Here is a 12634-nt window from a genome sequence, read left to right on the forward strand (position 1 = left end):
TGGTCGCCGGGAGCCCTCCGTGCCAGCGGGGCGGCCGTCAGTGGTCCGGGCCGTCCGCCACCGACAACACGCGGACCCGATCATGGAAAACCGGCCCGAGGCGGGGTCGAAAACGCATCATCGTGGAGAGAAAATGCTGGCGACGGCGCTGGAGCGCACGCTGCGGCGCTGCCGCGCTCTGCGAGTGGTGCGCGCTCATCTGGGGCGGCGGTCTCCCGCGTGAGTTAGATTGCGGATAGAAAGCGCGGTCTCACGGGGCGGAGTTGGCCGAGGCGCGGACGACCAGGTGCGGTGACAGGTGGACCGGGCCCACCTCCGGGGTCGGCGAGCCGGCCAGCTGTGACACCAGTAGGTCCACGCTGCGCCGGCCCAGCTCCGCGAAGTCCTGGTGGATCGTCGTCAGGGGCGGCAGGAAGTATCCGGACTCGGGCGTGTCGTCGAAGCCGACGACGCTGACCCGGCCGGGTACCGGGCGGCCGGCCTCGTGGAAGGCGCGCAGCACGCCCAACGCGATGTGGTCGTTGCCGCAGAAGACCGCCGTCACGCGGGAGTCGGCGGCCAGGCGCTGGCCGCGCAGGTAGCCCGAACGGGCGCTCCAGTCGCCGGGCTCGATCGGGGGGACGGGGGCGCCGGCGGCGTGCAGGGTCTGGCGCCAGCCGTCGATGCGGTCCCGGGCCTCCGGCCAGTCGGCCGGGCCCGGGATGTGGTGGACGGTTCCGTGGCCCAGTTCCAGCAGATGGCTCGTGGCCAGGCACGCGCCGCGGACGTTGTCGACGCGCAGCATGGGGACGAAGCCGTCGTCGGCGCCGCCGACGCCGACGGCCGGGGTGCCGAGCGGGACCTGGGTCAGGGCGTCGGCGACCGAGTTCTTCGGGGCGATCGCGATGATGCCCTCGACCGCCTGGGCGCACAGCTGCTCGACGGCGTCGAGGACGGCGTGGCGCTCGAGGGAGCGGATCGTGGCGATGCTGACGTAGTAGCCGGCCTCGCGGGCGGCCTTCTCGATGCCGTAGATCATCGAGGCGGGGCCCGCGAGGGTGGTCTCGAAGCCGATCAGGCCGATGGTGCGCGAGCGGCTGGTCACGAGGGTGCGCGCGGCCATGTTGCGGCGGTAGTTGAGCACGCGGACGGCGTCCAGGACGCGCTCGCGGGTTGATGCGCTCACATTCGGCAGGTCGTTGAGGACCCGGGACACCGTCTGGTGCGACACGCCGGCGAGGCGTGCGACGTCGCGCATGCCGACCTTGCGCAGCGGGGGTTCGACCGCGTCCAGGCCGGGCCCGCCGCCGGCGTGCGCGACCGGCCCGGGGCGACCGCGGTCCGGTCCGATGACTGCAGCCACGGAGTGTCTCCTTCCGGCAACTTTCCGACCGGTGCTACTTGACGCCCGGGATGAGAACGCTAACACTCTCGAAATACAACCGCGACGGCCAATGCATTCGGGCCACAAGCGCGGCCAGGTCACCGCCAAACACCCCAGGCGTGTGGCCATCCGCTCGTAGATGTGAACGTTAACGCTACGCGAAGGGAAGACGCAGTGCTCAAAAGATGGTCCGCCGCCGTCCTCGGCGGTGTGCTCCTCGTCGGCGCCCTGGGCGCCTGTGGCGGGGAGAAGAGCGGCGACTCCGCCGGCAGCGGCAGCACCCCCAAGGGTGACGGCAAGATCGTCATGGGCTTCGCGCAGGTCGGTGCCGAGAGTGGCTGGCGCACGGCCAACACCAAGTCGGTCCAGGACGCTGCGGCGGCCGCCGGTATCGAGCTCAAGTTCTCCGACGCGCAGCAGAAGCAGGAGAACCAGATCAAGGCGATCCGCAGCTTCATCGCGCAGAAGGTCGACGTCATCGCGTTCTCGCCGGTCGTGGAGTCCGGCTGGGACACGGTGCTCAAGGAGGCCAAGGACGCGAAGATCCCGGTCATCCTGACCGACCGTGCGGTCGACTCCAAGGACACCACGCTGTACAAGACCTTCCTCGGCTCGGACTTCGTGCTCGAGGGCAAGAAGGCCGGCGAGTGGCTGGTCAAGGAGTACCAGGGCAAGACCGATCCGGTGAACATCGTCGTGCTGGAGGGCACGACGGGTTCCGCGCCGGCCAACGACCGCAAGTCGGGCTTCGCCGACGCGATCAAGGGCAGCCCCAACCTGAAGATCATCGCGTCGCAGACCGGTGACTTCACGCGGGCCAAGGGCAAGGAGGTCATGGAGGCCTTCCTGAAGGCCAACCCGAAGATCGACGTGCTCTACGCGCACAACGACGACATGGGCCTGGGCGCCATCGAAGCGATCGAGGCGGCCGGCAAGAAGCCCGGCACCGACATCAAGATCATCACGGTGGACGCGGTCAAGGACGGTATGACCGCCCTGGCCGCCGGCAAGATCAACCACATCGTCGAGTGCAGCCCGCTGCTTGGCCCTCAGCTGATGGACCTGGCGAAGAAGGTCGTCAAGGGCGAGACGGTGGAGCCGCGCATCCTCACCGTGGAGAGCGAGTTCACGCCGGAGCAGGCGAAGGCCGCCCTCCCGGACCGCAAGTACTAGACGAGAGCCTGACTCGAGAGTCTGACAAACCATGCTGACCATGACCGGCATCACCAAGCAGTTCCCGGGTGTCATGGCCCTGCAGGACGTGGACTTCCGCCTGTTGCCAGGCGAGGTCCACGCCCTCATGGGCGAGAACGGCGCCGGGAAGTCCACCCTGATCAAGGTGCTCACGGGTGTCTACAGCAACGACGCGGGCGAGATCGTCCTCGACGGCACCCCGGTGCGGTTCTCCGGGCCGCTGCAGGCCACCCAGGCCGGCATCAGCACGGTCTATCAGGAGGTCAACCTCTGCCCCAACCTCTCGGTCGCCGAGAACGTCTTCATCGGCCGGGAGCCCCGCACGTTCGGCCACATCCGCTGGGGCGAGATGCGCCGGCGGGCCGCGGCGCTGCTGCACCGCCTCGAGCTCGACATCGACGTCTCGGCGCCGCTGTCGGAGTACTCGATCGCGGTGCAGCAGCTGGTGGCCATCGCGCGCGCCATCGACGTCGAGGCGAAGGTCCTCGTCCTGGACGAGCCGACCTCCAGCCTCGACGCCGGTGAGGTGGCCCAGCTGTTCCGGGTCATGCGCCAGCTCAAGGAGCAGGGCATCGCGATCCTGTTCGTCTCGCACTTCCTGGACCAGGTGTACGAGATCTGCGACCGCATGACGATCCTGCGCAACGGCCGGCTCGTCGGCGAGCACGTCGTCGCCGAGCTGCCGCAGCTGGAGCTGGTCAGCCTCATGATCGGCAAGGAGCTGGCGCTGCTGGAACGCCTCGAGGACCAGCCCAAGCGCCGCCTGGACAACGCCGAGCCGGTCGTGCAGGCCGAGGAGCTCGGGCGCAGCGGCTCCATCGCACCGTTCAGCCTCACCATCCACAAGGGCGAGGTCGTCGGGCTGGCGGGACTGCTGGGCTCTGGGCGTACCGAAGCGGCAAGGCTCTTCTTCGGCGCGGACAAGGCCGACAGCGGGCGGGTCAGCATCGACGGCAAGCCCGTGGCCATGCACGGCCCGCGCACCGCGATGCAGCACGACATCGCCTTCTGCTCGGAGAACCGCCGCACCGAGGGCCTCATCGAGGAGCTGTCGGTGCGGGAGAACATCGTGCTCGCCCTGCAGGCCGCCCGCGGCTGGTCCCGCCCGCTGTCGCGCCGCCGCCAGGACGAGCTCGTCGAGAAGTACGTCAAGGCCCTCGACATCCGCCCGGCCAACCCCGAGCTGCCCGTGCGCAACCTCAGCGGCGGCAACCAGCAGAAGGTGCTCCTGGCCCGCTGGCTCATCACCGAGCCGCGGCTGCTGATCCTCGACGAGCCCACCCGCGGCATCGACATCGGCGCCAAGACCGAGATCCAGCGCCTGGTCACCGAGCTCTCCGACGGCGGCATGGCGGTGCTGTTCATCTCCGCCGAGCTGGAGGAGGTGCTGCGGCTGAGCCACAAGATCGCCGTCCTGCGGGACCGGCGCGTCGTGGCGGAGCTGCCCAACACCGACGACGTCGACACCGACCGGCTCATGGCCGCCATCGCCGAGGGAGGCGGTACCGCATGAAGCGTTTCGTCTGGCCCGTCGGCGTGCTCGTCGCCCTGCTCATCACCAACGTCTTCTTCTCGCACAGCTTCTTCAGCATCGAGATGCGCGGCGGGCACCTCTACGGGTCCATCGTGGACATCCTGCGCTCCTCCGCCCCGCTCGCGCTCGTCGCGCTCGGCATGACCCTCGTCATCGCCACCGGCGGCATCGACCTGTCCGTCGGCGCCGTCGTCGCCATCGCCGGCGCCCTGGCCTGCCTGCACATCAGCGGCCTGTCCGACCAGGGCAGCGTCGCCGGCGTGCTCGTCGCCGTCGGCCTGGCCCTCGCGCTGTCGCTGGTGCTCGGCGTGTGGAACGGCTTCCTGGTGGCCACGATCGGCATCCAGCCGATCATCGCCACCCTGATCCTCATGGTCGCCGGCCGCGGCCTCGCCCAGCTCATCACCGACGGGCAGATCATCACCGTCAACAGCGGGCCGTACAAGATGATCGGCGCCGGCTACTGGCTCGGCCTGCCACTGTGCGTGCTCATCGCCGGCGCGGTCGTCGCCCTCGCCGCGGTGCTCGTGCGCCGTTCGGCGCTGGGCATGCTGCTGGAGGCGGTCGGCGGCAACGCCGAGGCGTCGCGCCTGGCCGGCATCAAGTCGCGGTGGCTCATCCTGGGCGTGTACGTCTTCGCCGCCGTCTGCGCCGGCGTCGCCGGGCTGATGATCAGCTCCAACGTCTCCAGCGCCGACGGCAACAACGCGGGCCTGCTCATCGAGCTCGACGCGATCCTCGCCGTGGTCATCGGCGGCACGTCGCTGTCCGGCGGCCGGTTCTCCATCGTCGGCACGGTGCTCGGCGCGGTGATCATCAAGACGCTCGACATCACCATCTACACCGTCGGCGTACCGCCCGAGGTGACCCTGCTGTTCAAGGCCGTCGTCGTGATCGTGCTCTGCCTGGCGCAGTCGGCGAAGTTCCGGGCCATGTTCCAGCGCAGCCGGACGGTCGTGGCGGCCGCGCCGGCCGACGAGAAGGTGCAGGTGCGCGCATGACGCTCGCCGCGAACTGGCTGCGCAAACCGGCGATGGCGACCGCCATCCTGCTGTGCATCATGTACGGTGCCGGCGTCCTGCGCTACGAGGGCTTCGACGACACGCAGATCGTGCTGAACATCTTCATCGACAACGGGTTCCTGCTCGTCGTCGCGGTCGGCATGACGTTCGTGATCCTGACCGGCGGCATCGACCTGTCGGTGGGCGCCGTCGTGGCACTCACCACGATGATCGCCGCCTCGCTGCTGGAGAAGGGCCTCAATCCCGCACTGGTACTCGTGGTGGTGCTCGCCGTCGGCGGGCTGATCGGCCTGGGCATGGGCTGCATCATCCACTTCTTCGACATCCAGCCCTTCATCGCCACGCTCGCCGGCATGTTCCTGGCCCGCGGCACCTGCTACGTCATCAGCACCGACTCGATCCCCATCACCAACGAGTGGTGGAACAACGTCGCCTCCGCCAAGCTGCGCTTCGGCGGTTTCCACATCTCGTGGAGCGTCGTCATCGCCGCCGTGGTCGTCGCGGCCGCCGCGTACGTCCTGGCGTACACCCGGCTGGGTCGCAACATCTACGCGCTCGGCGGCAACCAGCAGTCGGCCCTGCTCATGGGCCTGCCCGTCGGGCGCACCCGGATCACCGTCTACACGATCAGCGGCGTGTGCTCCGCCCTCGGCGGCGTGCTGCTGACCTTCTACACCCCCTCCGGCTACGGGCTCAACGCCCTGGGCATGGAGCTCGACGCGATCGCGGCGGTCGTCATCGGCGGCACCGTGCTCACCGGAGGCTCCGGCTTCGTGCTCGGCACCGTCCTCGGCGTCGGGGTGCTCGGCCTCATCCAGACCATCATCACGTTCCAGGGCACCCTCAGCTCCTGGTGGACCAAGATCGTCATCGGCGTGCTGCTGTTCGTCTTCATCGTGCTGCAGCGGACGGTGACCAGAAAACAGACCGCGCGGAGAGCCAGATGACGCAATACGTAGTCGGTGTCGACTTCGGCACCCTGTCCGGGCGAGCCGTGGTGGTGCGGGTCGCCGACGGGGAAGAGGTCGGCACGGCCGTCCACGAGTACCGGCACGGCGCCGTCGAGCGCACGCTGCCGGCCACCGGCGAGGCGCTGCCGCCGCACTGGGCGCTGCAGATGCCGTCGGACTGGGTCGACGTGCTGCGCCACGCCGTCCCGGCCGCCCTCGCCGCGGCCGGCGTGGACCCTGCCGCGGTCGTGGGCATCGCCACCGACTTCACCGCGTGCACGTTCCTGCCGGTGCTCGCCGACGGCACGCCGCTGTGTTCGCTGCCCGACCTCGTCCGCGTTCCGCACGCCTACCCGAAGCTGTGGAAACACCACGCGGCGCAGGGACAGGCCGACCGGATCAACGCACTCGCGGCCGCCCGCAGCGAGCCTTGGATCCAGCGGTACGGCGGGAAGCTCTCCTCCGAGTGGCAGCTCGCGAAGGCGTTGCAGGTGCTCGAGGAGGCCCCGGACGTCTACGCACGCGCCGAGCGGTTCATCGAGGCGGCGGACTGGATCGTCTGGCAGCTGGCGGGCGTGGAGACCCGCAATGCGTGCACGGCCGGGTACAAGGGCGTCTTCCAGGACGGCTCGTACCCGTCCAAGGCCTACCTCGAGGCGCTGCACCCGTCCTTCGGCGACTGGGTGTCCAAGGTGGACGGTCCGCTGTCGCCGCTGGGCGGGCGGGCCGGCTCGCTCACCGAGGAGGCGGCCGGCTGGACCGGTCTGCCGGCCGGCATCGCGGTCGCGGTGGGCAACGTCGACGCGCACGTCACGGCGCCCGCCGCCAAGGCGGTCGAGCCCGGGCAGCTGGTGGCCATCATGGGCACCTCGACCTGCCACGTGATGAGCGGCGCCGAGCTCGCCGACGTGCCCGGCATGTGCGGCGTCGTGCAGGACGGCATCATCCCCGGCCTGTGGGGCTTCGAGGCCGGCCAGTCCGGCGTCGGCGACATTTTCGCGTGGTACGTCGAGACGCTGCTGTCCGGCGGCCTGACGCACGACGAGCTCACCCGGCGCGCCGCCGCACAGCGGCCCGGCGAGCACGGCCTGGTGGCCCTGGACTGGCACAACGGCAACCGCTCGGTCCTCGTCGACCACGGCCTGTCCGGCGTCGTCGTCGGACAGACCCTGGCGACCCGGCCCGAGGACGTGTACCGCGCGCTGATCGAGGCGACGGCCTTCGGCACCCGGACCATCATCGAGGCCCTCGAGACCTCGGGCGTGCCGGTCGTCGAGTTCATCGCGGCCGGTGGGCTGCTCAAGAACCGGTTCCTCATGCAGATCTACGCCGACGTGCTGCGCCGGCCGATCTCGGTCATCGGCTCGGAGCAGGGCCCCGCGCTCGGCTCCGCCATGCACGCCGCGGTCGCCGCCGGCGCCTACCCGGACATCCGGGCCGCGGCGGAGGCGATGGGCAGGGTCGAGCGCAACGTGTACACGCCGGACCCTGCGGCCGCCGACGTCTACGACCGCCTCTACGCGGAGTACGTGACCCTGCACGACTACTTCGGCCGCGGCACCAACGACGTGCTGCACCGTCTGCGCGCGCTGCGCGAGGAGGTCTCCCGGTGAGTGTCATCGAGAAGCTCCGGGTGGAGGTCTGCGACCTGCACCGGGAGCTGATCCGCTGGGGCCTGGTCGCCTGGACGGCGGGCAACGTCTCGGCGCGGGTGCCGGGGGAGGACCTGCTGGTCATCAAGCCGTCCGGCGTCTCGTACGAGGACCTGAGCCCGGAGGCGATGGTCGTCGCCGACTTCTCCGGCCGGCTGGTCGACGGCCACCACGCGCCGTCGTCGGACACCGAGGCGCACGGCTACGTCTACGCGCACATGCCGCACATCGGCGGCGTGGTGCACACGCACAGCCCGTACGCGACGGCCTGGGCCGCCCGCGGCGAGCCGATCCCGTGCTCGATCACCGCGATGGCCGACGAGTTCGGCGGGGACATCCCGGTCGGGCCGTTCGCGCTCATCGGCTCCGACGCCATCGGCCGGGGCATCGTGGAGACCCTCGCCGGGCACCGCTCGCCCGCGGTGCTGATGCGCCAGCACGGTCCGTTCACGATCGGCGCCACCGCGAAGGCCGCCGTGAAGGCGGCCGTCATGTGCGAGGACGTGGCCCGCACCATGCACCTCGCCCGCCAGCTCGGACCCGTGGAACGACTCCCCTCGCAGGCCGTCGATTCCCTGCACGACCGCTACCAGAACGTCTACGGCCAGAAGGGCGCACGATGACGCAAGAGGTTTGGTTCCTGACCGGCAGCCAGGGTCTGTACGGACCCGAGACCCTGGAGCAGGTGGCGTCGCAGTCGCGCGAGATCGCCGCCGCGCTGGACGAGGCGCCGGACATCGGCCAGCGCGTCGTGTGGAAGCCCGTGCTGACCTCGGCGGCGGACATCCTGCGGGTGTGCCTGGAGGCCGGCAGCGACCCGAACGTCGTCGGCGTGATCGCGTGGATGCACACGTTCTCGCCGGCGAAGATGTGGATCTCCGGCCTCGACGCGCTGCGCACGCCGCTGCTGCACCTGCACACCCAGTCGAACGTGGCCCTGCCGTGGGCCGAGATCGACATGGACTTCATGAACCTCAACCAGGCCGCGCACGGCGACCGCGAGTTCGGCTACATCCAGTCCCGCCTCGGCGTGGCCCGCAAGACCGTCGCCGGCCACGTCAGCGACCCGAAGGTGCTGCAGCGCATCGGCGCCTGGTCGCGCGCCGCCGCCGGGTACGCTGCGATGCGCTCCCTGCGCCTGGTCCGCTTCGGCGACAACATGCGCGACGTCGCCGTCACCGAGGGCGACAAGGTCGAGGCCCAGCTGCGCTTCGGCGTGTCGGTCAACACCTACGGCGTCAACGACCTCGTCGCCGCCGTGGATGCTGCCCTGGACGCCGACGTGGACAAGCTCGTCAAGGAGTACGCCGACACGTACCGCGTCTCCGCGGCCCTGCTCGGCGAGCGCGCCGATTCCCTGCGCTACGCCGCCCGCATCGAGCTCGGCCTGCGCTCGTTCCTCGAGGCCGGCGGGTACAAGGCGTTCACCACGAACTTCGAGGACCTCGGCGGCCTGCGCCAGCTGCCCGGCCTCGCGGTGCAGCGCCTCATGGCCGACGGCTACGGCTTCGGCGGCGAGGGCGACTGGAAGACCTCCGTCCTCGTGCGCACCCTGAAGGCGATGGCCCCGGGCGGCGGGACGTCGTTCATGGAGGACTACACGTACGACCTCACGCCCGGCCAGGAGGTCATCCTCGGCGCCCACATGCTGGAGGTGTGCCCGTCGATCGCGGCGGACACCCCGTCGTGCGAAATTCACCCGCTCGGCATCGGTGGCCGGGAGGACCCGGTGCGGCTCGTCTTCGACGCCGCACCGGGGCCGGCCGTGGTCCTCGGCCTGGCCGACCTGGGCGAGCGTTTCCGCCTGGTCGCCAACGAGATCGACATCGTCGCGCCGACCCAGCCGCTGCCGAAGCTCCCGGTCGCCCGTGCCGTGTGGAAGCCCGCCCCCGACCTGTCGACTTCGGCCGAGTCGTGGCTGACCGCCGGCGGCCCGCACCACACGGTGCTGTCGCAGGCGGTCGGGGTCGAGGAGCTGCAGGACCTCGCCGAGATGGTCTCCACCGAGCTGCTGGTCATCGACTCGTCGACGACGACGCGCCAGTTCGCGAAGGAGGTCCGCTGGAACGCGGCCTACTACCGCCTGGCGCGCGGCTTCTGACGCTGCTCGCTGGTCCTTGAGATGTGGCCGGGCCGCTCGTCGGCTCGGCCACACCTGCTTTCGCGCCCTTGCTTGCGTGACTGGCTCAGTCGCCTACGACGCGGGGCTCCGGCCTTCCCGTGATGGTTCAGGCATCGAGAAGCAGCGTGGGGAGCCGACGTGATCCACAAGCGTGCCGTCAAGGTCAAAGATCACCGCTTGGACCGGATGTGTCATGCCCGTCAGCCTTCGCCCATTTCGGCGACCTCGGTGATCCACGTGCGGGCGGCGGCCGGCAGGGGAGAGGCGCCCTTGGCGTACGTCGCGATGCCCGTCATCAGGCCCGGCCACAGCGAACCGCGCCACCGCCCGCCGAACGGGCTGAGCAGCACCAGGCGCCGTCCGTTCCACCAGCCGTGGGTCTCGGTACCCGCGCTGCCGCGCACGGTGACGTGCGTGTCGGGGAAGTCCCGCAACAGGTCGAGCACGAGCAGCGCCGTGCGCCGCGGGTCCTTGGCCGTGTCGACGCGCACCCCGCCCGCGTCGGTGCGCTGCACGATGCCGACCGACTCCGGGATGGCGTCCACGGCGTCGTCGAACGCCGAGCGCACGAGCAGCTCACTGGTGTCGGCGGCGACGTCCTCGGCGCCGAACCCGTCGCCGAGCACCGCACCGGCGAGCCCGGCGGCGTAGCGCGCGACGAGGTTCTCGGGCGGGGCCTGGTCGAGCCGCACAGCCGCGCGCAGGTCCGCGAAGCCGGCCAAGGGCGAAAGACGATGCCCGTGGTGTACCGCGGCCAGGCCCACCGTCGCCAGCGCCGCCTGCTCGCCCGCGAACGCCTCGTCGTCCGTCGCGACGAGCGCGTCGAGCCCGGCGGCGACGAGCGGGGTCCAGTCCTGCGGCTCGGGCCACAGCCCGCCGGCGGCGAGCACGAGCACGATGCGGAACGCGGCGAGCCGTGCCGGCAGCGGCCACCCCGCGGCGGCGCCGCCGAGCCGGAGCACCTGCTGGCGCAGCCGGTCCCGCTGCGGCGCGTCGAGCCGAGCCACCACTGCTGCGACGCTGGCCTCACCGCCCGTATCGCCGTGCGTTCCCGCTCCGCCGCCGGCCGTGTCGCCGTGCGTTCCCGTTCCACCCCCGGCCGTGGCGCTATGCGCTCCCGCTGCGCCGCCGGCCGTGGCGGCGGCGCCGTGTGGCGTCTCCGTCGCGGTGAGCGACTGTGCCGGATGCATCGCGCTGCCGGATTCGGTGCGTTCGCCGGCGCGGATGGGGGTGCGGCCGAACGCCAGGTCGAGCAGGGCGGGGCCGACGAGGGCGCGCAGGCGCTCCTCCTCGCTCGCGCGGCGCTCGGCGGCGGGCACGCCGTGGCGCGCCGTGCGGCCCGTGGCCAGCTGGGCGACGGCGGCGAACAGCGCTTCGAGGAGGGCGGCGTCGGGGAGTACCGATGGGAAGGCCACCATCTCCAGCGGGGACGCGTGGCTGAAGCGGACCACGGCGCCGGCGACGTCGGTGACGGGTGCCGTGCCCAGCGCGGTGCCATCCGCGGCGCGCACGTGGGCGGTGCGGGCGTCGAGGGCGGCAGCCTCACCGGCGTACGTGTGCAGGCGCCCCTCGGCCCCCGTCCACGGCAGCTTCACCGCGGTGTCGCCGGCCGTCACGACCAGGCCGTCCGGCGCCGTCGTGCCGGCCGCGACCAGGCTCGCCTCGATCCGGTCCGGGTGCAGCCGCACCGCGAGCACCCGCGTGGCCGGGCTCGCCGGCGCGGCGGGCGGGAGCGGGCGCAGGTCGTCGTCGTCCAGCGCGATGTCGCGGGCCTCGACCGCGTCCAGCAGCGACTCGGTCACCTCCTGCAACAGGCTCAGCTCGCAGTTGCCGCCCGGCTCGCCGGTGGTGCTCAGCAGCGCCTCCGGGGTGCAGGTGAGGCCGCCGCTGACGAGCACTCCCGAGCCGGCGGTCCACCATTCGAGGGCGCCGGCGTGGAGGTACCGCGGCGAAACCGGCGTCTGCACGTCGAACTCGCCGGCGTCGTCCAGCGCGACCCACAGGCCCACCGGGTCGCAGCGCACCCCGGGCGGCAGCAGCAGCCGCGTGCGCGCCGCCCCGACGCTGCGCGCGATCTCGCCGAGCGCGCGCCCGGCCGGGTCGAACTCGGGCGCGGCGACGCCGAGCCGGTCGGCGCCCGACGGGAACGGCAGCTGCTCGAAGATCGGTACCAGGTCGTTGGTCAGCAGCAGCGGCTCGTCGGCCTCGGCGGCGTGCGGCCGGGCGGTGAGCAGCTTCGCGACGGCGGCGAGCCGCTCGACGCCGGCGGGCTCGATCCACAGCTGGTCGGGCAGCCGCTGCAGCCATTCGGCGAGGTCGGTGATCAGCGTCGGCACCGTCGCGCCTTCGACGGTCAGGTGCGTCCACGCCTCGGCGTTGCGCTGCCAGCCGTCCGGCGTCGCGTCCCCGGAGCCGATCGACACCGTCGCCGCGGTCGGTGACGCCGAGATGACCAGGCGCGGCCGGAACGCGCCCCCGGACCGGCACACCACCGGCACCGGCAGCACGTCACGCACCGGCTTGCCGCCGTCACCGTCCGCCGCGCCGGTGCTCGCGCCGTGGTGCTCTGGTGCGCCGGCGGCGTCGTACAGGATGGTGACGCGCGCCCCCGCCGCTCGCGCCGGCCGGAGGCATGCCTCGACAAAAGCCAGGTCGCAGTTGTGGGTGAGGACGAGCACCTCCTCGGCGCCGCGGAGCAGCGGCGCGGGCGTCTGCGGGCTGTCGGCCATGACCGACCAAGCCGGGCCAGCTGTCAGCAACCTTCCGCTCCCTTCGGCGGCAACACCGCTGTCACATA

At 71.5% G+C, this 12634-nt stretch carries 9 protein-coding genes; 7 read left to right on the forward strand and 2 right to left on the reverse strand.

Annotated features, from left to right (window positions below):
- Positions 1-250: 250 nt before the first annotated feature.
- The gene (locus ABD901_RS06485) at positions 251-1237 is read right to left on the reverse strand and encodes a LacI family DNA-binding transcriptional regulator (protein WP_425556661.1); all 987 of its coding nucleotides are present in this window, start codon (positions 1235-1237) and stop codon (positions 251-253) included.
- Between the two features lie 300 nt (positions 1238-1537).
- Between ABD901_RS06485 and ABD901_RS06490 the strand changes: the two genes are divergently transcribed.
- Genes ABD901_RS06490 through araA form a run of 7 tightly spaced genes read left to right on the forward strand, consistent with a single transcriptional unit; the run spans position 1538 to position 9816 of the window.
- The gene (locus ABD901_RS06490) at positions 1538-2536 is read left to right on the forward strand and encodes an ABC transporter substrate-binding protein (RefSeq protein ID WP_345122278.1); all 999 of its coding nucleotides are present in this window, start codon (positions 1538-1540) and stop codon (positions 2534-2536) included.
- A gap of 31 nt (positions 2537-2567) precedes the next feature.
- Positions 2568-4070: a sugar ABC transporter ATP-binding protein gene (locus ABD901_RS06495; protein ID WP_345122280.1), complete on the forward strand. Its 1503-nt coding sequence runs from the start codon at positions 2568-2570 to the stop codon at positions 4068-4070.
- Complete coding sequence (locus ABD901_RS06500) at positions 4067-5092, forward strand: ABC transporter permease (RefSeq protein ID WP_345122282.1); 1026 nt, start codon at positions 4067-4069, stop codon at positions 5090-5092. Before ABD901_RS06495 ends, ABD901_RS06500 begins: the two co-directional genes overlap by 4 nt.
- Positions 5089-6060: a galactofuranose ABC transporter, permease protein YjfF gene (yjfF, locus tag ABD901_RS06505; protein WP_345122284.1), complete on the forward strand. Its 972-nt coding sequence runs from the start codon at positions 5089-5091 to the stop codon at positions 6058-6060. Before ABD901_RS06500 ends, yjfF begins: the two co-directional genes overlap by 4 nt.
- Entirely contained in the window at positions 6057-7676 is a 1620-nt protein-coding gene (locus tag ABD901_RS06510; RefSeq protein ID WP_345122286.1) for a ribulokinase, read from the forward strand. The genes yjfF and ABD901_RS06510 overlap by 4 nt, the downstream gene beginning before the upstream one ends.
- Positions 7673-8338 (forward strand): L-ribulose-5-phosphate 4-epimerase, encoded by a 666-nt coding sequence (locus ABD901_RS06515; protein ID WP_345122288.1) that lies wholly within the window; start codon positions 7673-7675, stop codon positions 8336-8338. Before ABD901_RS06510 ends, ABD901_RS06515 begins: the two co-directional genes overlap by 4 nt.
- Entirely contained in the window at positions 8335-9816 is a 1482-nt protein-coding gene (gene araA / locus ABD901_RS06520; protein ID WP_345122290.1) for an L-arabinose isomerase, read from the forward strand. Before ABD901_RS06515 ends, araA begins: the two co-directional genes overlap by 4 nt.
- Before the next feature lie 221 nt (positions 9817-10037).
- Here araA and ABD901_RS06525 read toward each other — a convergent pair whose 3' ends face one another.
- Positions 10038-12596, reverse strand: coding sequence for a hypothetical protein (locus ABD901_RS06525; RefSeq protein WP_345122292.1), 2559 nt, complete (start codon positions 12594-12596; stop codon positions 10038-10040).
- Positions 12597-12634: the final 38 nt, after the last annotated feature.

Origin of the sequence: Dactylosporangium darangshiense (genome assembly GCF_039537565.1) — a bacterium.
Taxonomy (GTDB): Bacteria; Actinomycetota; Actinomycetes; order Mycobacteriales; family Micromonosporaceae; genus Dactylosporangium; species Dactylosporangium darangshiense.